Here is a 23,528-nt window from a genome sequence, read left to right as displayed (position 1 = left end):
GATTTGGCAAATGATGGCGCGATACTGGCGATTATGACGTACCCGAAACCACCCGCAGGAATGGCGACAATCGCACGACAGATCGCAGCCTGGGCCCTGATTTTAGCATGGGGCCTGGGGCTGTCCTGCACTGCCCGCGCGGCGGACAGCCTGGTCCACGCCAAGGATTTCCAGGCCGACGCGCGCACCGCCGCCAAACGGCAGGTGCCCGTACTGGTCGTCTTCACCACGCCGCACTGCCCGTATTGCGAACGCGTCAAGCACGACTATCTGATTCCCATGCACAAGGATCCGGCCTACCGCAAGCGCGTCATCATCCGCGAGGTCACCATCGGCACCACCGATCCCTTGACCGACTTTGACGGCACGTCCACCACCGAAGGCGCGTTTGCCGCCGCGCACAAGGTATTCATGGTGCCCACCGTCCAGGTCTTCGACACCCAGGGCAACGGGGTCGGTGATCCCATCGTCGGCCTACTGATCCCCGACTACTACTTCGGCTATCTGGAAAACGCCATCGACGCCGGCGTGAGCAAAGTACGCGGCAAATAGCGGCGGTGCCGACTCGGCCCGCCGATCGGTCTCCTCCTCCGCGCGCATCGATTCTCCAAGCTGGGCAGGCTGCTAGAATCCCGCCATGCAGGACGCGCAGACATGAAAACCCTCCTGGCCGACGATCATCCGCTGATGCGCGAGGGCGTGCGACAGGTGTTATCGCAACTGGAGCCGCCGGTCGAGATCATCGATGCCCACGATTACCCCAGCCTGTTCGCACAGACAGCGCTGCATGCCGATCTCGACCTGGCGCTGGTGGACCTGAATATGCCCGGTTTCGTCGGCATGCAAGGGATCACGCAATATCGCAGCCGCTTCCCCGACATTCCCCTGGTGGTCCTGTCCGCCTCCGAATCACCGCACGACATCCGCAATGCGCTGGAAGCCGGCGCGCTCGGCTACATTCCCAAGGCCGCGTCCACCGCAGTGATGCTGTCCGCGCTGCGGCAGGTGCTGGCAGGCAACATTTTCGTGCCGGCCTGCCTGGGCGACGGGAACGGCGGACTGCATACGGTGGCGCCGGCAGATTTCGAGGCCCTGCAGCATAGCGGGCTGACCGCGCGCCAGCTCGAAGTGGCGCGCCTGCTGGCGCAGGGCTGTGCCAACAAGGCCATCGCCGGCATGCTGGCGATGTCGGAAAGCACGGTGAAAGTCCACATCGCGGCAATTTTTCGCGCCCTCGACGTGACCAATCGAACCGAGGCCGTGCTCGCCATTCAGCGCTTGACCCATAATTCGTGACCGCGCCGCGCGCCTGGCTCCGTCGCCTGACGCCTTCCAGCATCCACAGCCGGATGCTGATGATCGCCCTGCTGCCTGCGCTGCTCGCCGAATTCGGCATGGTGGCCTACTTCACCTCGCAGGCACTGGCCACGGCCGAGAAAGCCCTCCATGCACGGGCCACAAGTTCGGTCCGACACCTGGCTGACGCCTTGCCCTACGCGCTGATCAGCGGCGACACCGTACTGGCCCACCACCTGCTCGAGACCGAAGCCCGCAACAACCAGCTGGCGTTTGCCCGCATCACCGATATCCATGGCCATACGCTGGCCAGCGCCGGCGACGTCCTGGACGCCGACCAGCTCGCCGACCGCTACCGGCAGCGCGCCCGCATTCTCCTGCCCAGCGCCGTGGTCCAGGACAACGCCCTCCCCGCCAACCCGGCCACTGCCAGCGACCTGCTGGGCGAAGTGGAAGTTGGCGTTCAGCTCGACCAGATCGCTACGTTCAAGCGCAACACCCTGATCCATGCCGTCCTCCTGATGTTGCTGGCCCTGGCGCTGACCGGCGCACTGGCCTGGCGGCTGTCTAACCGGTTGGCCGGCCAGCTGCGGCATGTCGGCCGCGTGGTGGGACTGCTCGCCTGCGACGACCTCTCGGTGCGCACCCACTTGCCGCCCGAAGGCGAGGTTGGCGCCCTTGCCGCCGGCGTGAACGACATGGCGGAAGCCTTGCAGACGCACCGCGGCGAACTGGAGCGGCGCATCCGCGAAGCCACCGCCGATCTCGCCGCCAAGAAGGACATGGCCGAACGCGCCAACCAGGCCAAGTCGCGCTTCTTCGCCGCGGCCAGCCACGACCTGCGGCAACCGCTGCACGCCCTGTCGCTGTTCGTCGCCGCGCTGAAGGCGCGCAACCAGCAGCCCGAGGCGCAAACCCTGATCGACAACATCGAAGCCTCCACCGCAGCCATGGAACTGCTGTTCAATGCGCTTCTCGACATTTCGCGGCTCGACGCCGGCACCATCGAAACGCATCCGGTGCATTTCCCGCTGCAGAAGATGTTCGTCGAACTCGAACAGCAGTTCGGCGCACTGGCGGCGGAGAAGCAGTTGCGCCTACGTTTCCGTCCGTGCGACGCTACCCTGTACAGCGACCCGCTGCTGCTCGAGCGTATCCTCGTCAACCTGATCGCCAACGCCATCCGCTACACCGACGACGGCGGCGTCCTGGTGGCCTGCCGGCAGCGCGGCGAACTGGTGCGCATCAGCGTGATCGACACCGGACGCGGCATCCCATTCGACCAGCAGGAGAGCGTATTCCAGGAATTCGTCCAACTGCACAACCCGGCACGCGACCGCAGCAAGGGTCTCGGACTCGGACTCGCCATCGTGTCCCGCCTCGGCCGGCTGCTGGGACACCGGGTGGACCTGCTCTCCCACCCGGGGCACGGCTCGATATTCAGCATCGACGTGCCCAGCGGCGAAACGCGCCTAATCCAGCCGCCCACCGCCGCGCATTCGCCCGGCTCCATCCCCGCCGATGCGCTGGTGCTGCTGGTGGACGACGAAAGCGCCATCCTGCGCGGCATGGCCGAACTGTTCGACAACTGGCAGATCGACCTGGTCACCGCCCACAGCGCCGACGAAGCCGAACACTGGCTCACCAGTCTCGACCGCGTGCCCGACGTCATCGTGTCGGACTACCGCCTGCCCGACGACATCGACGGCATCGAGGTCATCGTCCGCCTGCGGCAAAAATTCGGCCACGACATTCCGGCCATCCTGGTCACCGGCGACACCGCACCCGACACCATCCTGCGCATCAGCCAGGCCGGTTTCCCCCTGCTGCATAAACCGCTGCGCCCCGCCAAACTGCGCGCCCTGCTGACCCACCTGATCCAGCAGGCACGGGCCGCCGCCATGGGATAATCCGCTCACCGCTTCCCACTCACCCCTCACCATTCACCGCTCACTACCCACAACCATGCACATCCACATCCTCGGCATCTGCGGCACCTTCATGGGCGGCATCGCCGCCATCGCCCGTGTGGCTGGCCACACCGTCACCGGTTGCGACGCCAACGTCTACCCGCCGATGTCCGACCAGCTGCGCGCGCTCGGCATCGACCTCATCGAAGGCTTTGACGCCAGCCAAGCCGACATCCAGGCCGACATCTTCGTCGTCGGCAACGTCGTCACCCGCGGCAACCCGCTGATGGAAGCCATCCTCGAACGCGGCCTGCCCTACACCTCCGGCCCGCAGTGGCTGGCCGACAACGTCCTGCGCGACAAATGGGTACTCGCCGTCGCCGGCACCCACGGCAAGACCACCACCTCCGCCATGCTGGCCTGGATCCTCGACGACGCGCGCATGCGTCCCGGCTTCCTGATCGGTGGCGTTCCGCAGAATTTCGAGGTCTCCGCGCGGCTGACCGACACGCCCTTCTTCGTCATCGAAGCCGACGAATACGACACCGCCTTCTTCGACAAGCGCTCCAAGTTCGTCCACTACCGGCCGCGCACCGTCATCCTCAACAACCTCGAATACGACCACGCCGACATCTTCCCCGACCTCGCCGCCATCGAGACCCAGTTCCACCATTTGATACGCACCGTTCCCGGCAACGGTCTCATCGTCGCCAACGGCGCCGACGCCAACCTCGAGCGCGTGCTCGCACGCGGCTGCTGGACCCCGGTCGAGCGCTTCGGCGCGACGTCAACCAACGGCGCAGACGGCTGGACCGCAGGCGAAGCCGACGCCCAGGGCAGCTTCGACGTCTTCTTCAACGGCACGCTGCAGGGCCGCGTGAAATGGGAGCTGATCGGCGAACACAACCGCATGAACGCACTCGCGGCGATTGCCGCCGCGCGCCACGCCGGCGTGCCCGCCGCCACTGCGATCGATGCCCTGTCCCGTTTCGAGAACGTCAAGCGCCGCATGGAAATCCGCGGCGCCGTCCACGGCATCACCGTCTACGACGACTTCGCCCACCATCCCACCGCCATCGCCACCACCGTCGAAGGCCTGCGGGCCAAGATCGGCAAGAGCCGCATCCTCGCCGTATTGGAGCCGCGTTCCAACACCATGAAGCTCGGCGTCATGAAAGCCCAGCTACCCGGCAGCCTCACCGAGGCCGACCAGGTCTACTGCTACGGCGCCAGCCTCGGCTGGGACCCCGCCGAGGCTTTGGCGCCGCTGGGCGACAAGGCGCGCGTGTTCGACAACCTCGACAAACTGGTCAGCCAACTGGTGGCCGACGCGCGGCCGGGCGATCATGTGCTGATGATGAGCAACGGGNGGTTCGGGNGGATACACGCGAAACTGCTGGACGCGCTGCATCATCACTATCACGAGGAGATCGTGTTGACGCCGATGCATCGGTATGGGGGTATGCGTAAACTGGAGGTAGTTACAGGGCGTTGCCCTCACCACCGTTCGCCCTGAGCCTGCGGAAGGGTCGCCGCGCAGCGGCGGGGACCCACCGGCGTGCCCTTGCGGGTGCTGTCGAAGCGCCGTTCGGGGTAGTAAAGGATTTCGCAGGACTGAGGATCGTTGGCCGGGGTTGCCCGGCAGCAAGTTCCTTTCTTTGTCTCGCCAAAGAAAGGAACCAAAGAAAGGCGACCCCGACATCCCCGAAACCCCGAAGATCAAGCGCGTCGGGTGGGCGGCAAAGAACTCGCCCCGCTTTTGTCGGGTTGATTTAATTTTTGTGAGCGGGGCTCAAACACCTTTGCCGCTGATCCACCCGACACGCTTGATCTTCGGCGGGGCTGTAAGGGGAAGTCAAAACCAGGGCAGTAGTGGCCGAATGTTTGCGACTACGATTTTGGCTTCACCCATCCGGCGCATTACGCCTATGGCTCATGCGCCGGAGCGAGCTATCGAAACGTATTTCACTACCATCTCACTGATTCCAAATTGACATGAACTCGACCGTTGCAAGGCTTAAATCTAGTTCTATTTGGCAAATGGCAATGGTGAGGCCGTTTCCAAGAGGAAAGGATAAATGGAAAACGCGCTTTGTCTCGCTGCTTTCATACATCTTTGGATTCTTTGTGCTTATTCCTCTGATGAGCGCTTCGCTAATAAATGATTACATGACCTCTGCGATTCCACTCGAGCAGATGCACATTACGTCGGGGATATTAACTGCCATCAGCGAGTGCCCACGGGCTTGCGTGCCTACGTTGTCCGTACGCGCGAAAAACTCCAGCAGCCCTATCGAATTTCCGATCGCGAAGAGAGATGCTCAAAAGCTTAAGAGCTATATCGGTACCCAGCTTGCGGTTTGGAGCCAAACCGGGTTTCGCATACCTACTTTTAGAAATGCCAATTTTTTTGTTGAAAATGTATATGAAATAAAAATTCAAAAACTGGCCAATTCTTGTACCAATACCAGTCCAGACGAGGACAGGTAGCCCGACACGATCAGAACGACCACTGGTTATACATTTTCTTGCTTATGGTAGGAGTCTGGTTGCCATTTCGGGTGCTTTGGAGGCATCGAAGCGATAGTCCGATTAAGTAAAGAAAAACCACATAAAAGGGACCGCGGGTAGGGCGCAATGACCGAAGGGCATTGCGCCGGATGTGGGGCATCACAAGCACGTAAACCATCCAGTCGTCACCGACCTGGTTTTGACTTTCTTCCCCTTACAGCCCCGCCGGAAATCGAGCCTGCCGGGCGGATCAGTGGCGAAGGTGTCTGAGCCCCGCCCACAAAAACAATTAAAAACATCGAAGGCGGGGCGAGTTCTTCGCCGCCCGTCCGGTGGGCTCGATTTCCGGGAATTCGGGGATGTCGGGGTCGCCTTTCTTTGGTTACTTTCTTTGGCGAGACAAAGAAAGTAACTAGCTGCCGGGCTACCCCCGGCCAACGGTCAGTGGTTAAGTGAAATCCTTCACTACTATTGACAGCCCTTCGACAAGCTCAGGGCGAACGGTGCGGGGAGCAGCGCACTATGCATTCAGCGCTGTGGCAAGCGCAGGCTGGATTCTTCCGCAGCACTAAGCCTCCGCCAACTCCCCNACCAGATAATCAATAAACACCCGCACCTTCGGACTCAGATGCCGGTTCGACGGATACACCGCATAAATCCGCGCATCCTGCCCGGGCAGAAACGACGCCAGTATCTCCACCAGCCGCCCCGCCCGAATATCCGGCTCCAGCCGGTAACTCGATCCGAGGATAATTCCCAGCCCCGCCATCGCAGCCCGTCGCAGGGCGTCGATGTTGTTGGTGGAGAAATTGCCCGCCACCGGCACGTTGAGCGGGCGGCCCTCGCTCACGAACGCCCAGCGGGTATCGCCCGTCTCGTCGCTGCGCAGGTAGCGCAGGCAGTTGTGGTCCGCGAGTTCTTCCGGCCGTTGCGGCGTGCCACGGCGTTGGAGATAGGCGGGTGCGGCGCAGAGCACCTGGCGCACCGCAGCCAAGGACCGCGCCACCAGCAGTTCGCCGGGTTGGGCGGTGAGGCGCAGGGCGAGGTCGTAGCCGCCATCGACCAGATCCACCACGCGGTCGTCGCACACCAGTTCCACGCTCACTTCGGGGTAACGCGCCAGGAAGCCCGGCAGCAGCGGGGCGATGCGCAGGCTGCCGAAGCCGACGGTCGCGCTGACGCGCAGGTGGCCGCGCGGCGCTTCATGCAGACGGCTGACCGCGCGTTCGGCGGCGTCGGCCTCTTCGAGCATGCGCACGCAATGCGCGTAGAACGCGGTGCCGGCTTCGGTCAGGCCGAGGCGGCGCGTGGTGCGCTGCAGCAGCCGCGCATCCAGCGATTTTTCCAGACGCGCCACCTGCTTGCTGATGACCGGGGCCGATACGCCCAGCTTGCGCGCGGTTTCCGAAAAGGACTGGTTCTGGACCACGAGGGTGAAGATACGGGCAGCTTCCAGGTCGAGCATGGCAGACACTATTGTTAACCACAGGGAAACAATCATATGCCTTTCGGGGGATTTTTAACAAGGCTCGAGTGGCTACGCTACGCACATCGCATTGTTGCAAGGAGATCACGATGTCCCGCGCTTCGCTTTTCCAGGCCATGGGCCTGCTGCTGCTCGCCGCCGTCTCCTGGGGCGGCATGTTCCAGGTCGCCAAGCCCCTGCTGCCGCAGATCGACGCCTTCCATATGACCGCCATCCGCTATGGGNGCGCCGCCTTTCTCTTCGCCGGCTTGCTGGCCTACCGCGAAGGGCGGGGCGCCTTCCGGCTCGAGGGTCGCGGCATGCTGCTCTGGTTATATGGCAGCCTGGGCTTTGCCGGCTTCAACCTGCTCGCATTCACCGGTCTGGCACACAGCCGGCCCGAGCACGCTGCGGTCATCATGGCGCTGATGCCCTTGATGACTGCCCTGGTGAACTGGGGCATGCGCGGCATCCGCCCGGCCTCGCACACGCTGGTCGCCATCGCCATCGCCTTGACCGGCGTAGTGCTGGTGGTGAGCAACGGCCATCTCTCCGCGCTGTCTGCCTCGGGTCAGGTTGGCGGTGACCTGCTGCTGTTGCTCGGCGCGCTGTGCTGGGTGTTCTACACGCTGGGGGCCGCACGCTTCACGCACTGGTCGCCGCTGCGCTATACCACGCTGACCTGTCTGCTGGGTGCGCTGAGCATCTTTGCCGCGACTGCCGCGATGACGCGCCTGGGCCACATTCATCCGCCCACCCTGGCGGCCGTGCAGGACGGACTGTGGGCACTGGCCTACATGGTGGTGATCGGCGCGGTGATCGCCGTATTGAGCTGGAATGCCGGCATCCGGCAGCTTGGCGCGCTCAACGGCGTGCTGTTCATCAACTTCGTGCCGGTATCCGCGTTCGTCATCGGCGTCATCCTCGGCCATCGTTTCGGGCTTGCCGAACTGGCAGGCGCTGCGTTTGTCATCCTGGCGCTGATACTCAACAGTCTGCTGAGCCAGCGCGCCAGCGCCCGTGTGGCGGTGAACGCGGTGGCGATGGCGCGCTGACGCACTGCCCGTCATTGCGGTCGGCCACTACGGTGGCCGACCGTCCTTTCAACCTTCTCCCGGAATGCGTGGTAAGTTGTCAATCTGTAACAGCATCCACGATATCAATACCTTGCGCGTGCACGCCCCGGCATGCCCAGCGCGAGATCGGGGGAATGTATTTGGATCGGCAATTCGAAAGTCACCGCATCGGCCTCATCGGTGGCCTCATCCTGATTGTCCTGACGCTCGCCGCCGGCATCGCCGTGTATGCCCTGATGCAGCGACAAGCGGAGTCCATCCTCGTCAAAAGCCTGGCCACCGCCCTGCAGAACGACCGCCGCCTGTTCGAAAGCGAGATCGACGCCAACGTGGCCAATGCGCTGGCCGTTTCCACCCGCCCTTTCGTGATCCACAACCTGCAGCAGTTGAAGGCGAAGCCTGACAATGAGGCCAGCCGCCAAGTCTTGCAGCAGATTGCGGACTCCTTTCTGCCGATCGGATTCGTCAGCGTCTCCTTTCATGACAGCCACGGCCAGACGATCGTGCATGCAGGCCATCCGGCGAAAAGCCCGGCGCTCAGCGTGCCCCTCAACACGCAAGCCAAGTCACATCTGCTGTGGGATGGGCAACTGATCCTGCGAGTCGACCGTGAGGTCTTGGACGAAGCGGGCCATCTCGTCGGCACGGCACGGACCGAATCCACCCTGCCGCGACTGACAGATGCCATCGCCGAGGCGNGGGTGCTGGGAAAAACCGTGGAACTCGCGTTGTGCGCCCCGCTGGAAAAGGACATGCAATGCTTCCCGCTGACGCGGTCGCAACACGTGTTCGCGCGTCTGGCCCGCACGATAGGCGGGCAACCGCTGCCCATGAGCCATGCGCTGAAAGGGGAAACCGGCACCGTGTTCACGCAGGATTACCGCCACGAGAACGTGGTCGCCGCCTACACGCCATTGGGCCGCCTGGGGCCCGGCATGGTGCTGAAGATCGACCAGGCTGAACTGTTCGGTCCCGTCCGACGACAACTCTGGATCATCGTTCCGCTGCTGGCCCTCCTGGTCGTGACCGGCATTCTCCTGTTGTATGGACTGGTGGCGCCGCTCGTGCGCAAGCTCGTCCTCTCCAGACGGGAAACCGCGGAGATCAACGCCAGGTTGCGCGATGTGGAGGAACGCTGGCGCTTCGCGCTGGACAGCACAGGGGCCGGTGTATGGGACCTGGACATTCCGGCCAACCGGATTCTGCTTTCAAGCCGCAGCAAGGCCATGCTGGGATTTGCCGACGATGAGATCGGCCCCCGCATGGACGACTGGCTGCAGCGTGTTCACNCGGACGATCTGCCCGGCCTGATGGACGCACGGCAACCGCTGCTTGACGGCAGCCGCGACACCTTCACCCACGAACATCGCAAACGCTGCAAGGACGGCAGCTGGAAATGGGTCCAGACGCATGGCATGGTGGTCACCCGCGATTCGGCCCGTGTCCCCACGCGCCTGATCGGAACCTACCTCGACGTCAGCGAGCGCAGGCAGGCGGAGGAAACCATCCAGCGCCAGGCCAACTTCGACCCGCTGACGCAACTGCCCAACCGACGGCTGTTCCTCGACCGCCTGGGCCAGGAAATCATCAAGTCCAGGCGTGCCGATTTCTTCCTGGCACTCCTGCTGGTCGATCTCGACGAGTTCAAGGAGGTCAACGACACGCTGGGGCACGACGTGGGCGACATCCTGCTGCAGGAAGCGGCCCGACGCATTCGCAGCTGCCTGCGTGATACCGATACGGTCGCACGCCTGGGCGGCGACGAATTCACGGTCATCCTGGCCGACCTGTCGGACCGTACCCACATCGAGACCATCGCCCAGAAAATCATCGGGCGCATGGCCGAGCCTTTTCGCCTTGGCGACGAAGTGGCCTATGTCACGGCCAGTATCGGCATCACCGTGTATCCGGGCGACGCCGACGATATCGATACCCTGCTGAAGCATGCCGACCAGGCCATGTATGCCGCCAAGAAACACGGGCGCAATCGTTTCTTCTATTTCACCGCGTCGCTGCAGGAAGCCGCCCAGACTCGCCTGAAACTGTCCCGCGACCTGCGCGAAGCGATCGCCGCCAGGCAATTCGTCGCCTATTTCCAGCCGATCGTCGAATTGTCCACCGGCCGCACCTGCAAGGCCGAAGCGCTGCTGCGATGGCAACACCCTACGCGCGGGCTGGTCAACCCGATGGATTTCATTCCGCTCGCCGAGGAAACCGGGCTCATCAACGAAATCGGCGAATGGGTCCTCATGGAGTCGGCGCGGCGCGCACAGGCATGGCGCCATGAATTCGGCGACGACTTCCAGGTCAGCATCAACATGTCGCCCGTGCAGTTCCGGGCGGAAGGGCGCCCGCGCACCCGGGCCTGGCTACGGCATCTGCAGGACATCGGGCTGCCGGGTACGAATCTTACGATCGAGATCACGGAAAACCTGCTGCTCAATGCGCATGCCGACGTCACCGAGCAGCTGCTGGCATTTCGCGACGCCGGCATCCAGATCGCCATCGACGATTTCGGGACGGGCTATTCCACGCTGTCCTATCTCAAGCAGTTTCCCATCGATTACCTGAAGATCGACCGGTCGTTCGTGCGCGACATCGAAACGGATCCGAACGACATGGCCCTCTCGAGGGCGATCATCGTCATGGCGCACGAACTGGGTCTGAAGGTTATCGCGGAGGGCGTGGAAACCACTGGACAGCGCGCCCTGCTGGCCGCAGCAGGGTGCGATTACGCGCAAGGCTATCTCTACGCCGGGAAACCGCTGCCACCGGATGAGTTCGAGGCCTGGCTGCGGCGCAACTAATGGATCAGTACATCTTGTACGGCAGGAACTTCCCGTTCAGCACGATCTTCACCCGATCCCCCTTGGGATCCGGCACGCGCGAAATATCCATCGAGAAATCGATCGCGCTCATGATGCCGTCGCCGAACTCCTCGTGGATCAGCGACTTGATCGTGATGCCATAGACCATGATCAGCTCATAGAAACGGTAGATCAGCGGATCGGTCGGCACGGCGCTGGGCAGGCTGCCCTTGTACGGCACCATCTGCAACTGGTCGACCGCTTCGGCCGGGAGGCCGAGCAGCTTGCCGACGGTGGCGGCCTGTTTCTTGTCGAGCGTCATCTGGCCCAGGAGGGCGGCGGTTGTCCATTCCTTGCTCTGGCCGACTTTCTTGGCGATGTCGGCCCATTTGAGGCCTTTCTTGTGCTTGGCGGCGAGAATGAGATCGGTGACTTCGGTGCGGGTCATGATGAAAAGTCCTTAAGCGTTGACGAGGTGGATGTGGGGCTTGCCGACGGGTGGCGTGTGGACGGCGGCCGGCTCGACGTCGGATTCGATGAGGTCGGCCGGGTCGAACACGGTGGGTGAACTGGGNGCATCGGGCGCATCGCGCAGGCTGCCGAACAACTTCGAGCGGCTCACCAGGAAATCGACCAGGTGGTTGCGGATCGGATAATAGTGCGGTTGCTTGTGGATGGCGCTGCGGTCGCGCGGACGCGGCAGGGTGTTGTTGACGATCTCGGCGATGCGCGCGTGCGGTCCGTTCGACATCAACATGATCTTGTCGGACAGCAGGATGGCCTCGTCGACGTCGTGCGTGATCATGAACACGGTCTGCTGCGTTTCGGCGCAGATCTTCAGCAATTCGTCCTGGATGACGCCGCGCGTCAACGCATCGAGCGCGCCGAAAGGCTCGTCCATCAGCAGCATTTTCGGCTCGATGGAAAACGCGCGCGCGATGCCGACGCGCTGCTTCATGCCGCCGGACAGCTGCGACGGCAGCTTGTGTTCGGCACTTTTCAGGCCGACCAGTTCGATGTAGCGCATGGCATGCTCGCGCACCTGCTGCTTGTTGCGGGCGGGCCAGCGCGACTTCACGGCGAAGGCGACGTTCTCCAGCACGGTGAGCCAGGGCATCAGCGCATGGCTCTGGAAGATGACGCCGCGATCGAGGCTGGGGCCGGATACTTCGCGACCGTCCATGAACACGTTGCCCAGGCTGGCGCTGTCGAGGCCGGCGAGAATGTTGAGAATGGTCGACTTGCCGCAGCCGGAATGGCCGGTGACGCAGACGAACTCGCCCTTGTGGATGCGGAAGTTGACGTGGTCGAAGACGGTGACCGGCTCGCCCCCGGTCGGGCTGGGGTAGATGCGCGCCAGGTTCTCGACCTGCAGGAAGGGATGGATGGCTGGACTTGTCATGGTTGCATTCCCCGGTTCATTCCTGGTACGCGACGCGCTTGCCGAGCACGCCGAAGAGGCTGTCGAGCGCCATGCCGACGACGCCGATCATGAGGATGGCGAACAGCACGTTGGTGAGCGACAGGTTGTTCCACTCGTTCCACACGAAGTAGCCGATCCCGGTGCCGCCGACCAACATTTCGGCGGCGACGATGACCAGCCAGGCGATCCCCATGGAGATACGCATGCCGGCGAGGATGGTCGGCGCGGCGGCCGGCAGGATCACGCGGAAGGCCTTTCGCAGCGGATTCACTTCCAGCGTGCGCGAGACGTCGAGCCAGTCCTTCTTCACGTTGGCGACGCCGTGCGCGGTATTGATCAGCATCGGCCACAGCGAGCAGATGAAGATGACGAAGATTGACGAGGCCGAGGCGTCCTTGATCGTGTAGAGCGCGAGTGGCATCCACGCCAACGGCGAGATCGGCTTCAACAGCTGCACGTAGGGATTGATCGCCTGGTAGACCACGCGCGAGTTGCCGATGGCGAAGCCGAGCGGGATCGCCACCACGGCGGCGAGNGAAAAACCGCCGAGCACGCGCGCCAGCGAATAGCCGAGCTGGATGCCGATGCCCTTGTCGTTGGGACCGTTGTCGTAGAACGGGTGGGACAGCTTGTCCCACACGGTCTGCGCCATCGCCGCCGGCGTGGGGAAACCCGAGGCGGCCTTGGCCCCCGCCCCCATCAGCGCGGCGTATTCAGGATCGACGTTGGCCGCGGCCACATGGGCTTCCGGCAGCGTCAGCAGCTGCCAGACCAGCAGGATTGCCGCGAACAGCCCGAGCGACAACAAGCCGGCCTTTTGACTGAGTGAGAGTCGGGTCTTCATGTGCGTTTGATGGCGAAGGAGTTGAGGTATTCGGCAGGCTTCGCGGGATCGAACACCTTGCCCATGATGGTGTGCTTCGTATAGCTCGACGCCGGCGCCTTCAGCCCGATCTCGGCCATGCGCTTCCTCGCATCGGTGGCGCGGAACACGTCTTCGGCGACGGCCTTGTAGTTGACCTCGCCCTTGATGTAGTTCCAGCGCTTCAACTGCGTAAGGATCCACACCGCCATCGACTGCCAGGGGAAAGGATCGAAGTCGACGCGGTCCGGCACGTTCTTCACGCTGCCGAGGCCGTCGGCGAAACGCCCGGTCATGACCTGCTCCAGCACCGGGATGGGCTGGTTGAGGTAGTTGGCCGGGGCGATGGCCTCGATGATGGCCTTGCGGTTTTCCGGCTTGTGCGCGTAGTCGGTCGCGCTCGCAATCGCCCGGAACAGCGCAGCGTAGGTGTTGGGGTATTCCTTGTAGAAGCCCTCCTTCACGCCGAAGGCACAGCAGGGATGGCCATCCCACATGTCGCGCGACAGGGTGTGGATGAAGGCGAAGCCTTCGTATACCGCACGCTGGTTGAACGGCTCGGGGCCGAGGAAGCCGTCGATGTTGCCGGCACGCAGGTTGGCCACCATGTCGGGNGGCGGCATCATGCGCAGTTCGACGTCCTTGTCCGGGTCGAGGCCATGCTCGGCGAGGAAGTAGCGCAGCAGCAGGTTGTGGATCGAGTAGTCGAACGGCAGGCCGAACTTCATCCCCTTCCAGTCCTTGGGATTGAGCTTGTCCTTGTGCTTGAGATGCAGCGTGATGGCCTGGCCGTTGATGTTCTGGATCGTCGCCACGTCGACCGCCTGTTTGGCCGACCCCAGCCCCAGCGACATCGCCAGCGGCATCGGGGACAGCAGGTGCGACGCGTCATATTCCTTGTTCTGCACCTTGTCGCGCACGACGGCCCAGCCGGCGGTTTTCTGCAGGCTGACGTTCAAGCCTTCGCGCTCGTAGAAACCCATGGGCCCCGCCATGATGATGGGCGTGGCGCAGGTGATGGGGACGAAGCCGATCTTGAGATCGGTTTTTTCCAGCTTGCCTTTNTCCGCCGCCAGCGCCTTGGCGGCGCCCATCGGGAACAAGGTCGAGATCGCCGCCATCGCCGTGCCGGCGCCGACCGCGCGCAGGAAATTGCGGCGCAACTGGTCGTCGGGGAACAGACCGCGCATCACCGCCGATTCGACCACGCGCGACACGCGCGCATCCTCGTTTTGCATGGCGGCATCATGATCAGCCTGGCTGTGGTGGCGACCGCAACTGCAACCTGCACGGTGCAGTGTGGTATCGGGGTCAAACGGATTATCAAAACCGGACATTAAGCGCTCCCATCGGTTGAAAAACTTGGTGTCACAACACGTCCGCATGCACCAGCGTCGCCGCACCGCGCTCCGGTCTGGTGCATGGCCACCGATTCCGGTTTGCAGCGCGCCGACCGCTCCAACGCCTGATTTGGCGGGCCTGGAGGAACCCGGCCGAGCGATGCGTCGTGTTGACACCAAAAGTCTTATCAGGAAGCGTGCCAGCCCGCACGATCGACACTAAGCGGCTGTTTATCCATGGCTTTTCAAGGAATATCCGGAACCGTCCTCAACGTTGGTCCGATTCTTGATTACACAGTGTTGACAAAATGTTTTGAGGAATCGCTATGACATCCCCTGCATTGCCAGCCGAACATCTACAGAACGAGGAAATGCTGGTCATTCGCGAATCGGCACGCCTGGTGGGAAAAAGCCTGGAGCCCGGACCGGTGATCCGCGAAATGCTGCATCTGGTCTCGGAGTTTCTTGGGCTCAATCGCGGGCGCGTGGTGTTGCGGCAGCCCGACGGCGACTATGCGATCCGTTATGCCTACGGCCTGACGGCCACGGAAATCAAGCGCGGCGTCTATCACNCCGGGGTAGGCGTCACCGGGCGCGCCCTGCAAAGCGGCGAGCCGGTGATCGTGCAGGACATCGACAACGATCCGCATTACCTCGCGCGCGCGGTGGACCGTTCACACCTGCCAAGCGAAACGGTCAGCTTCATTGCGCTGCCGCTGCGCAGCGATGGCGAGGTCCTGGGTCTGCTGNGGGTGCACCGCATCCGCGGACGCGCGCGGGCATTGACCGACGACCTGCGCATCCTCGAAATCATCGCCACGCTGATCACGCAGATCCTCAAACTGAACGATCGCGTGGCGGAGCAGACCGCCCGTCTGGAACACGAGAACCGCGAACTCAAATGGGCGCTCGAGCGCGGCACGCCGCAGCCGGCCACGCTCGGCATCGTCGGCGAATCGCCTGCCCTGCGTCATGCCTTGCGCCAGATCGAACAGGTATCGTCCACCGACGTGACGGTGCTGCTGCTGGGCGAATCGGGCACCGGCAAGGAGTTGTTCGCCCGCGCGCTGCATCTGTCGAGCCCGCGGCGCGACCAGCCTTTCGTCAAGGTGAACTGCGGCGCGATCCCGGAAAACCTGTTCGAGTCGGAATTGTTCGGCTACGAGAAAGGCGCATTCACCGGCGCGGTCACGGCACGGGCCGGTTACTTCGAGCAGGCGAACGGCGGTACGCTGTTCCTCGACGAGATCGGCGAGCTACCGCTGTCGATGCAGGTGAAGCTCTTGCGCGTGCTACAGGAGAAATCGCTGCAGCGCGTCGGCGGCCGCCGCGAAACGCCGATCGACGTACGCATCGTCGCCGCCACCAACCTCGACCTGCAGCAGCAGGTGAGCGCAGGCCGCTTCCGTCTCGACCTGTATTACCGCCTCAACATCATTCCGATCCGCCTGCCCGCACTGCGCGAACGTCCCGAGGACATCCGCCCGCTGGTGCGCCACCAGCTCAACCTCATCAGCCAAAGCTATCAGCGCAACGTCGGCCTGACGCAGGAGGCGATGGAGACGCTGGCGGGTTACCACTGGCCGGGCAATATCCGGCAATTGCGCAACGTACTGGAACGCCTGGTGCTGCTGGCCGAGGGCGCGACGATTCCGGCACAGGAGGTCGAACGCGTGATCCACAGCGAAGCCTCGCCGGAGAACGGCAGATCGTTCGGCAGCGTCCCGGCGAGCCCGCCTGCGGTTGCCGCCGTACGCCCCTATCTCCCTGCGCAGTCGCACGATCGTCAGCAGATCGCGCAGGCGCTGGCGCACGCCCATGGCAACAAATCGCGCGCGGCCCAGATGCTGGGGCTGACCCTGCGCCAGCTGAACTACCGCCTGCAGCGGCTCGAAGCGGCCGAAGCGAGCTGACAATGGTTGACAATTTGTTAGCGCAGGCAATTGGCGACAACCGGATAGGAAGGAAAATACGAATAACAAACAACGACTTAATGCGTCATTTCGGAGCTGGCACAGGAATCGCAATACAGGTCATGTCGGTTCCCCGACCCTCTCAACCAAGGAGTCATGCCATGTCTGAAGTCGTTGCCCTGAAAACCCAAACCATCCTCGAGCCCATTTCCAGCGAAGGCCTCGCCGCGCTGTCCACCAAAGGCAAGGCCAACCCGCAATCGGTCGTCACGCTGAAAGCGAAGACCGTATGCGAAAGCAAGTTCCGCAATCTCACCTACGTACGCAACCTGCCGGCCCACGTGATCGACGAGCCGCCGCACCTGCTGGGCGACGACACCGCGCCGAATCCATCCGAAGCCGTGCTGGCCACGCTGGGTTCCTGTCTGTCGGTCGGCCTGCACGCCAACGCCGTGGCGCGCGGCATCACGCTGTCGAAGATCGAGCTCGAACTCGAAGGCGACATCAACGTGACCGCCGTGTGGGGCGTGGGCGACCTCGACCCGATGAAGAAGCTGGGCTTTACCGACGTGCGCGTGAAAGTGCACCTGGAAGGCGACGCCACCGAGGCCGAGCTGAAGGATCTGGTCGCGCATTCCAACGCCTGGTCGCCGGTGGCCAACACGCTGCGCAATCCGGTGAACGTCAGCGTCGAGCTGGCCTGAGCCGTCCCTTTATCGAATCAGGAGCGCACCATGCCCGCCGTCGCCCTCGCCCCCACTCTCCCGCTTGAAGCCTGCGAAATCCTGCCGGGCTTGTCCGACCTCATCGCCGAAGAACTCGCGCCCAAGGTGATCGACATCGACCTGAAGGGCCTATATCCCGACACCTTTCTGCGCAAGCTCGGCGCGCTCGGCGGACTGAGCGGCCTCACGCCGGCGTCGCACGGCGGCAGCGGGCTCGGCCTGAAACACGCGATCCAGATCATCGAGGAAGCGTCCAAGCACTGCGTGTCCACCGGCTTCCTGCTGTGGGCACAGTACGCGCTGCAGTGGTACGTGCTGAACGGCACCAACCCCGCGCTCGCAGCCGACATGCTGCCAAAGATGGCACGTGGCGAGGTGCTGGGCGGCACCGCACAGTCGAACACCATGAAATCCTGCGTGGGTATCGAGGAAACCCGTCTCAAGGCGCAGCGCGTCGAGGGCGGCTACCGCGTCAACGGCGTGCTGCCCTGGGTGTCGAATATCGGGCCCGAGCATCATTTCCACATGGGCGCCTCGCTACCCGACGCGCCAGGGCTGGTGATCGGCCTGCTGCACGGCAGCACGCGCGGCCTCACGCTGGCGCAGAACGCGCACTTCATCGGCATGGAAGGCACCAACACCTTCGCCTGCCAGTTCCGCGACGTGTTCCTGCCCGACGCGCAGGTGGTCTGCCACCCGCACGAATTCGACGCTTTCCGCGACCGCACCAAATCGGCCTTCATCCTGTTGCAGATGGGCATGGGCCTCGGCCTCGTCGATGCATGCGTGGGCATGATGCAACGGGCCGACAAGCAGTTCGGCCACGTCAACCGCTTCCTCGACGTCCAGGCCGACACCCTGCAAGCCGAGCTCGACGCCGCGCGTGCCGCGACCTACGACCTGGCCGACCGCATCGACCGCGACGGCAGCCTGCCGCACGTGAAGGAAACGCTGCAACTGCGGCTGGCCGGCAGCGAATTGAGCCTGAAGGCCGCCAACGCGGCGATGCTGCATCTGGGCGCCAAGGGCTATTTGTCGAATAATGCGGCACAGCGCAGATTGCGCGAGGCCTACTTCATCGCCATCGTCACCCCGGCGATCAAGCACCTGCGCAAGGAGCTGCATGAGTTCGACAGCCACGCCTGCGCACTGGCGCAGGATGAAAGAGAGGTCGCATGATCCGTTTTGCCGTATCGCTATCGGTGGACGAAGCCGCAGAGAAACTGATCGCCGCCATCGCCGCCTATCCGATGGGTCTGGTCGCCCACGCCAATGGCCAGGCCAATTGCGCAAAAAGGGGATCGAGGTGCCGGCTGACCAGATCCTCGAGGTGTTTCGCCCCGACTATGCCGCCAAGGTCTGGGCGGCGGAAAAGGCAGCGGGCATCGATATCCCGCTGCGCATCCACCTGTACGAGGCCGGCGGCCACACCTGGGTCGCGCATCGCCCTGCCACCGACGTCTTCAAACCCTACGTCAACCCGCAGCTCGATGTGCTGGGCGGCGAGCTCGACGCCATCTTCAATCAACTGCTGGCCACGCTCGATCCGTGGAAATTGCCATGATGAATCTCTCCGCTGCTATCTCTGCCCCCGAATCCGTTCCCGCCTTCCGCAAATGGACCTGCGCCGTCTGCGACTACGTCTACGACGAGGCGCTCGGCGACCCCGACCATGGCCTCGCGCCGGGCACCCGCTACGAAGCCATCCCCGACGACTGGAGCTGTCCCGACTGCGGCGTGACCAAGGCGGATTTCTACTGCTTCGACGACTAGGCCCATTCACACTTAATTTCTGGAATGGGGGCCGCCCCGGTAAAATCCGGGGATGATCGTCTATCTCCACGGCTTCAACTCTTCCCCCGCATCCGGCAAGGCCCGGCAGCTGGGCGAGCACATGGCGCGTATCGGGCGGCAGGCGGATTATTATTGTCCGATGCTCGCCAACAGCCCGCGTGCGGCCATTACCCAGGTCGAGGCCGAACTGGCGCGACGCCACCCTGAATCCGTCACCTTGGTCGGCAGTTCGCTGGGCGGCTTCTATGCCACCCACCTGGCCGAGAGGCACGGCTGGAAAGCGGTGCTGGTGAACCCCGCCGTGCACGCACACACGCTGCTGCGCGCCGCACTCGGTCCGCAGACCAACTGGCATAGCGGCGAGAAATGGGAACTAACCGAGGCGCACCTGGCCGAACTCGCGGCGCTCGACGTCCCCGCCATCTCGCAGCCCGAACGCTACCTGTTGCTGGTGCAGACCGGCGACGAGGTGCTCGACTACCGCGACGCCATCGCCTACTACGCCGGCGCCACGCAAATCGTCGAAGACGGCGGCGACCATGGCTTTGCCGGGTTCGAGCGCCACTTCCAAACCATTCTGGATTTCTGATTTTCCATGCATCTCATCTTTGAAGAGGACGGCCATTTCAAGGCCGGTTCCATCCTGTCCGAAACCGACGCCACGGCGCAGGTGGAGGCGGCCTCGGGCAAGCGCAGCAAGATCAAGACGGCCAATATCCTGCTGCGCTTCGCCACGCCGGCGCCGGCCGAGGTGATGGCCGAAGCCGAGACGCTGACGGCCGAACTCGACGCCGATTTCCTGTGGGAAGCGGCAGGCACCGAGGAATTCGGTTTCGAGCAACTGGCGCAGGAATATTACGGCCACGCGCCGCGGCCGGCGGAGTCGGTGGCGCTGCTGCTGAAGCTGCACACCTCGCCGATCTATTTTCATAAANAGGGCAAGGGACGCTACCGCCCGGCGCCAGCCGAAACGCTGGCGGCAGCCAAGGCCGGCCTGGAGAAGAAACGCCTCGCGGCGGAACGGCAGGCACACCTGGCCGCCGAACTCGCGGCCTTCCGCCTGCCACCCGAATATACGTCGCTGATCCCGCGTATTCTCATCGCGCCGGACAAGAACACGCTGGAATACAAGGCGCTGGAAGACGCGGCAACGGCCACCGGACTGTCCCAATTGCGGCTCATCGAGCGCTGCGGCGCGATCCCGTCGACGCTCGACTTCCATCTCGCGACTTTCCTGCTGGAATACTTTCCCCGCGGCACCGGTTTCGCGCCCGTCACCGAACCGCTCGACCCGCCGGAATTGCCCAAGAGCAACGTGCGTGCGTTCTCGATGGACGACGAAGCGACCACCGAGATCGACGATGCACTGTCAGTCGAATGGCGCGGCGATGGCAGCGTCCGCGTCGGCATCCACATCGCGGCGCCGGCACTCGGCATCGCACCCGGCTCGGAATTCGACAAGGTCGCGCGCGAGCGGCTCTCCACCGTGTACTACCCCGGCAACAAGATCACCATGCTGCCCGAGGCGCTGATCCATCACTACACGCTGGGCGAGACTCACGATTGCCCGGCGCTGTCGTTGTACGTGGACGTGGCGTCCGACCTGCGCGTGCTCGGCACCGAAACCAAGCTGGAAATGGTGCACATCGCCGACAACCTGCGCCACGAAACGCTGGAGGTGCAGTTCAACGACGACACTCTGCGCAATCCCGGCGTGCCCGACTATCCTTATCGCCGCGAACTCGAATGGCTGCGCGACTTTGCCGCCGTACTCGAAGCGGGGCGGGGCAAAGCCGACAATGTGGATCGCGTCGACTACAACTTCAAACTCGACGGCGAGCGCATCAGCATCGTCCCGCGCAAGCGCGGCAGCCCGATCGACAAGGTGGTCTCCGAACTGATGATTTTCGCCAATGCGCACTGGNGGNGCTGGCTGGCTGAAAAGCGCGTGCCCGGCATCTATCGCGCCCAGGCCAACGGCAAGACACGCATGACGACGNCCCCCGACCCCCACGTGGGCCTTGGCGTCGACCAGTATGCGTGGTCGTCCTCGCCGCTGCGGCGCTACGTCGACCTGGTCAACCAACGGCAACTGATCAGCATCGTGCAAGGAGCCGATCCGGTGTATCCCNCGAGGAGCGAGCAATTGTTCTCGACCGTACGCGACTTCGAGCTGGCCTACGACGCCTACAATGAATTCCAGCGGCGGCTCGAACGCTACTGGATGCTGCGCTGGCTGATCCAGGAAAACGTGAACGAAGTCACCGCCAACGTCATCCGCGAAGACCTGGTTCGCTTCGACAACTTGCCGATGGTGACGCGTGCGCCCTCGGTGATGGGCATCGCACCGGGATCGAAAGTGCGGCTGGCCATTTCCAGCATCGATTTGCTGGACATCGGTTTTCATGCCGAGTATCTGGAGACGGTCGCCTTGCCGCCTGACAGCGCCGCCGTCGTTCCGTAGAATCCAGCTTGTCCGATCATTTCGAGTCCATGGTGTCTTCTGCTCCTGCCCCGTCTCCCGCTCTCGCCGCGCCCTCCAAACAGGGCACGCGCATGGCGCTGGCCCTGCTGGCGTCCGCGGCGGTGCATGGCATGGTGCTCTCGACCCAGTTCGTGCATGTCAATCCGCACTTGTTCGAGGATCCCAATCTGCCGATGGAGGTGGTGCTGGTCAACGCCAAAAGTGTGGACTCCCCGCTCAATCCCGACGCACTGGCACAGGTGAACCTGGCAGGCGGCGGCAACACCGATGAAGACCGCCGGCTGAAAAGCCCGCTTCCCGCCAGTGCCAGAACCCAGACCGGGACCGAGGAAGCCGCCTTGCAGGCAAAGGTGGCCTCCCTCGAACAACAAGCCAAAACCCTGTTGAGCCAACTGAAACCCGACGCTCAACTGCAGACTCCGCCGCCGGTGGAAACCCCCGCTCCCGTCCGACCCACTGTCGACGCCAGCCAACTCAACGAGCAGGCACGCGAAATGGCGCAACTGCAGGCGCGCATCTCGCAGCAATGGGATGAATACCAGAAACGTCCCAAGCGCGCCTTCGTCGGCGCCAATGTGCGCGAATACGCGTTTGCGCGCTACGTGGAGGACTGGGTCACCAAGGTCGAGCGCATCGGCAACGTCAATTACCCGGAAGCCGCACGCCGCCAGGGCATCTACGGCAGCCTGCGGCTGACCGTATCGATCTATGCCAACGGCCGCATCGAGACCGTCGACATCGATCGCTCATCCGGTTCCAAGATTCTCGACGCCGCCGCGATCAAGATCGTCGAGCTCGCCGCCCCCTACGCGCCTTTTCCCGACGAGATGCGGAAANAGGCCGACATCCTGTCGATCACCCGCACCTGGACCTTCACGCGCTCCGACCAGCTCGTCGGGACTGACTGAATCCCGTCATTGCCGCCGTGCGCCAGGACTGGATGCGGCGGCGAATCCGCCACGCCCACCCATAGAATTCAGATACTTATCAATAGCTTACGAATAGCTGCCGCGTAAGGCATGCATATTGCTCCAGTCAGGCAAAGCCGGTTGCAGGGCGTTTTCCCTGGCCACCGCCGAATGACAGGAGCAGACATGACCCCATTCAATCGATTTGTCGCCATCTTGGGTATTACCCTGGTTTCCGCCCAGGCACACGCTGTAGACGTTTCCTTCACCTCGAGTGCCGGACTCGCCCAGAGCTATGGCAATACCTATACCACCACGGTGGATGGCCTGACGATCTCGGCCAGCGCCTGGTCGAGCACGGCACGCGCCAACCAGTTCGAGCAGGCTGCCCTGACACTCACGCCGGGCTTCGGCCTGGGCGTATGCAGCAGCCAGGAGAAGGCCAATTGCACGGCCAAGAATTTTGCCGACGCGCTGGGCAACAAGGGCGCCGACGATCTGATCCTGTTCAGCTTCTCTGGCGCGGTCAATCTGCAGTCCCTGTCCATGATCCAGTTCGGTGGCGATTCCGACCTCAGCATCTGGGCCGGCGCCGGCGCCTTCAGCCCGGCCGGGCTGAAAGCCAGCCTGATTGGCACGGCGACCTTGTATGACAACACCAGCAATGTGAACACCGTCAAAACCGTCAGCCTCGCCGGTTTCACCGGAAGCTACGACTGGATTGCGGTGGCCGCCCGGATCGGCCAGAACAACGACTTTGCCAAGCTGCAATCCCTGACGATCAATCCCGTGGCCCAGCCGGTACCGGATGCCGCCACCTGGATGACGATGCTGGCCGGCCTGGGCCTGGTCGGCTTTCGCGTGAACCGGCGCCAAGCCTAAGCCGCAGGCCGCAATCGACAACAACCCGCCTTCAGGCGGGTTTTTTCATGCCTTCCGGGTGCGCTTCGCCAGCCGGCCTGGGATATTTGATATCTTTATCACGTGATAAAATGTTTGATTGTTCTAATATT

General features: G+C 63.3%; 22 protein-coding genes. 17 read left to right on the top strand and 5 right to left on the bottom strand.

Translation table 11 applies throughout. From position 1 onward, the window contains the following. Window positions 1-60 precede the first annotated feature (60 nt). From HZY77_RS13015 to HZY77_RS12990, 6 genes are all read left to right on the top strand, one after another. The gene (locus tag HZY77_RS13015; protein ID WP_296815487.1) at window positions 61-552 is read left to right on the top strand and encodes a thioredoxin family protein; all 492 of its coding nucleotides are present in this window, start codon (window positions 61-63) and stop codon (window positions 550-552) included. 102 nt (window positions 553-654) lie between these two features. Next, complete coding sequence (locus tag HZY77_RS13010) at window positions 655-1,296, top strand: response regulator transcription factor (RefSeq protein ID WP_296815484.1); 642 nt, start codon at window positions 655-657, stop codon at window positions 1,294-1,296. After that, window positions 1,293-3,206, top strand: coding sequence for an ATP-binding protein (locus HZY77_RS13005; RefSeq protein ID WP_296815482.1), 1,914 nt, complete (start codon window positions 1,293-1,295; stop codon window positions 3,204-3,206). The genes HZY77_RS13010 and HZY77_RS13005 overlap by 4 nt, the downstream gene beginning before the upstream one ends. A gap of 55 nt (window positions 3,207-3,261) precedes the next feature. After that, window positions 3,262-4,722, top strand: a complete 1,461-nt coding sequence (gene mpl / locus HZY77_RS13000; protein WP_296815480.1) for a UDP-N-acetylmuramate:L-alanyl-gamma-D-glutamyl-meso-diaminopimelate ligase — start codon at window positions 3,262-3,264, stop codon at window positions 4,720-4,722. A gap of 118 nt (window positions 4,723-4,840) precedes the next feature. Next, window positions 4,841-5,200, top strand: coding sequence for a hypothetical protein (locus tag HZY77_RS12995; RefSeq protein ID WP_296815478.1), 360 nt, complete (start codon window positions 4,841-4,843; stop codon window positions 5,198-5,200). 1 nt (window position 5,201) lies between these two features. Continuing rightward, complete coding sequence (locus HZY77_RS12990; protein ID WP_296815476.1) at window positions 5,202-5,696, top strand: hypothetical protein; 495 nt, start codon at window positions 5,202-5,204, stop codon at window positions 5,694-5,696. A gap of 589 nt (window positions 5,697-6,285) precedes the next feature. Here the strand turns inward: HZY77_RS12990 and HZY77_RS12985 are convergent. Beyond that, window positions 6,286-7,182 carry a LysR family transcriptional regulator gene (locus HZY77_RS12985; protein WP_296815474.1) on the bottom strand — a complete coding sequence of 299 codons (897 nt, stop codon included), beginning with the start codon at window positions 7,180-7,182 and terminating at the stop codon, window positions 6,286-6,288. 110 nt (window positions 7,183-7,292) lie between these two features. Between HZY77_RS12985 and HZY77_RS12980 the strand changes: the two genes are divergently transcribed. Beyond that, window positions 7,293-8,237, top strand: coding sequence for a DMT family transporter (locus tag HZY77_RS12980; RefSeq protein ID WP_296815472.1), 945 nt, complete (start codon window positions 7,293-7,295; stop codon window positions 8,235-8,237). 161 nt (window positions 8,238-8,398) lie between these two features. After that, on the top strand, window positions 8,399-11,065 hold the full coding sequence (locus tag HZY77_RS12975) for a GGDEF domain-containing phosphodiesterase (RefSeq protein ID WP_296815469.1): 2,667 nt from the start codon (window positions 8,399-8,401) through the stop codon (window positions 11,063-11,065). Between the two features lie 4 nt (window positions 11,066-11,069). Here the strand turns inward: HZY77_RS12975 and cynS are convergent, their stop codons facing one another. The 4 genes from cynS to HZY77_RS12955 all read right to left on the bottom strand — a co-directional run bounded on the left by cynS (window position 11,070) and on the right by HZY77_RS12955 (window position 14,687). Beyond that, window positions 11,070-11,513 (bottom strand): cyanase, encoded by a 444-nt coding sequence (gene cynS / locus HZY77_RS12970; RefSeq protein ID WP_296767759.1) that lies wholly within the window; start codon window positions 11,511-11,513, stop codon window positions 11,070-11,072. A gap of 12 nt (window positions 11,514-11,525) precedes the next feature. Next, window positions 11,526-12,467 carry an ABC transporter ATP-binding protein gene (locus HZY77_RS12965; protein ID WP_296815467.1) on the bottom strand — a complete coding sequence of 314 codons (942 nt, stop codon included), beginning with the start codon at window positions 12,465-12,467 and terminating at the stop codon, window positions 11,526-11,528. A 16-nt stretch (window positions 12,468-12,483) separates the two neighbouring features. Continuing rightward, entirely contained in the window at window positions 12,484-13,332 is an 849-nt protein-coding gene (gene ntrB, locus HZY77_RS12960) for a nitrate ABC transporter permease (RefSeq protein ID WP_296815465.1), read from the bottom strand. Continuing rightward, window positions 13,329-14,687, bottom strand: coding sequence for a CmpA/NrtA family ABC transporter substrate-binding protein (locus tag HZY77_RS12955; RefSeq protein WP_296815462.1), 1,359 nt, complete (start codon window positions 14,685-14,687; stop codon window positions 13,329-13,331). Before HZY77_RS12955 ends, ntrB begins: the two co-directional genes overlap by 4 nt. 329 nt (window positions 14,688-15,016) lie before the next feature. Between HZY77_RS12955 and HZY77_RS12950 the strand changes: the two genes are divergently transcribed. From HZY77_RS12950 to HZY77_RS12910, 9 genes are all read left to right on the top strand, one after another. After that, complete coding sequence (locus tag HZY77_RS12950; protein ID WP_296815460.1) at window positions 15,017-16,603, top strand: sigma 54-interacting transcriptional regulator; 1,587 nt, start codon at window positions 15,017-15,019, stop codon at window positions 16,601-16,603. 161 nt (window positions 16,604-16,764) lie between these two features. Next, entirely contained in the window at window positions 16,765-17,307 is a 543-nt protein-coding gene (locus tag HZY77_RS12945) for an OsmC family protein (RefSeq protein ID WP_296767766.1), read from the top strand. 30 nt (window positions 17,308-17,337) lie between these two features. Beyond that, window positions 17,338-18,507: an acyl-CoA dehydrogenase family protein gene (locus HZY77_RS12940; protein WP_296815458.1), complete on the top strand. Its 1,170-nt coding sequence runs from the start codon at window positions 17,338-17,340 to the stop codon at window positions 18,505-18,507. A 127-nt stretch (window positions 18,508-18,634) separates the two neighbouring features. Then, complete coding sequence (locus HZY77_RS12935) at window positions 18,635-18,892, top strand: DUF302 domain-containing protein (RefSeq protein ID WP_296815456.1); 258 nt, start codon at window positions 18,635-18,637, stop codon at window positions 18,890-18,892. Beyond that, window positions 18,892-19,101 (top strand): rubredoxin, encoded by a 210-nt coding sequence (locus HZY77_RS12930; RefSeq protein WP_296768003.1) that lies wholly within the window; start codon window positions 18,892-18,894, stop codon window positions 19,099-19,101. The genes HZY77_RS12935 and HZY77_RS12930 overlap by 1 nt, the downstream gene beginning before the upstream one ends. Before the next feature lie 52 nt (window positions 19,102-19,153). Continuing rightward, complete coding sequence (locus HZY77_RS12925) at window positions 19,154-19,711, top strand: YqiA/YcfP family alpha/beta fold hydrolase (RefSeq protein ID WP_296815454.1); 558 nt, start codon at window positions 19,154-19,156, stop codon at window positions 19,709-19,711. Between the two features lie 6 nt (window positions 19,712-19,717). Beyond that, a complete protein-coding gene (locus tag HZY77_RS12920) occupies window positions 19,718-21,586 on the top strand; it encodes an RNB domain-containing ribonuclease (RefSeq protein WP_296815452.1) in 1,869 nt (622 codons plus the stop codon). Window positions 21,587-21,618: 32 nt separating this feature from the next. Further along, the gene (locus HZY77_RS12915; RefSeq protein WP_296815450.1) at window positions 21,619-22,515 is read left to right on the top strand and encodes a TonB family protein; all 897 of its coding nucleotides are present in this window, start codon (window positions 21,619-21,621) and stop codon (window positions 22,513-22,515) included. A 186-nt stretch (window positions 22,516-22,701) separates the two neighbouring features. Further along, the gene (locus HZY77_RS12910; protein WP_296815447.1) at window positions 22,702-23,397 is read left to right on the top strand and encodes a hypothetical protein; all 696 of its coding nucleotides are present in this window, start codon (window positions 22,702-22,704) and stop codon (window positions 23,395-23,397) included. Window positions 23,398-23,528: the final 131 nt, after the last annotated feature.

This window comes from Thiobacillus sp., from assembly GCF_013693775.1.
Taxonomy (GTDB): domain Bacteria; phylum Pseudomonadota; class Gammaproteobacteria; order Burkholderiales; family Thiobacillaceae; genus Thiobacillus.
The sequence above is the reverse complement of the archived record's forward strand: the minus strand, read 5'-3'. Positions and strand labels throughout refer to the sequence as shown.